This window comes from Photobacterium sp. R1 (genome assembly GCF_054600795.1).
On record NZ_BAAHZP010000172.1, the window covers coordinates 1 to 386 of the forward strand.

The 386-nt window shown below is 51.3% G+C and carries 1 protein-coding gene; it reads right to left on the reverse strand.

The genetic code is table 11. The features are described from left to right. Window positions 1-386: histidine kinase dimerization/phospho-acceptor domain-containing protein (locus tag ACYP03_RS24530; RefSeq protein ID WP_459782453.1), on the reverse strand; the 386-nt coding region annotated here is incomplete at both ends.

A 386-nucleotide genomic window follows, 5' to 3' on the forward strand; every position in this document is an offset into this window, starting at 1 on the left:
GTTTCTGTTAATAAAGTCATCTCCTGACTTGCTTGCTGTAAGCGGCTTACGGCCTTTTGTGCAATGCGTGGTTGATCCGGGATCCTTTTGAGGATATCTGCAGACCCCTTAATCACCATGATAGGTGTTCTGAGCTCATGGGAAGCAAACCGGCTGAATTCCTGCTCTCGCTGAAAAAATTTTGCGATGTTGAGCTTACTGTCGCGCAGGCTTTGTTCAATGGCTCGGGTTTCGCTAAAGGCGGTATCCAGGTCAAAGACAGGCTCGCCAGGTGGCATCTGGGCAATTTTCTTCTGGATAGCGATCAGCGGCTGAGACAAAGTACGGGCCAGGTAGACACCATAGGCCGCGATGGCCAGAGTCACGGCCATTCCCAGGATCAGTGT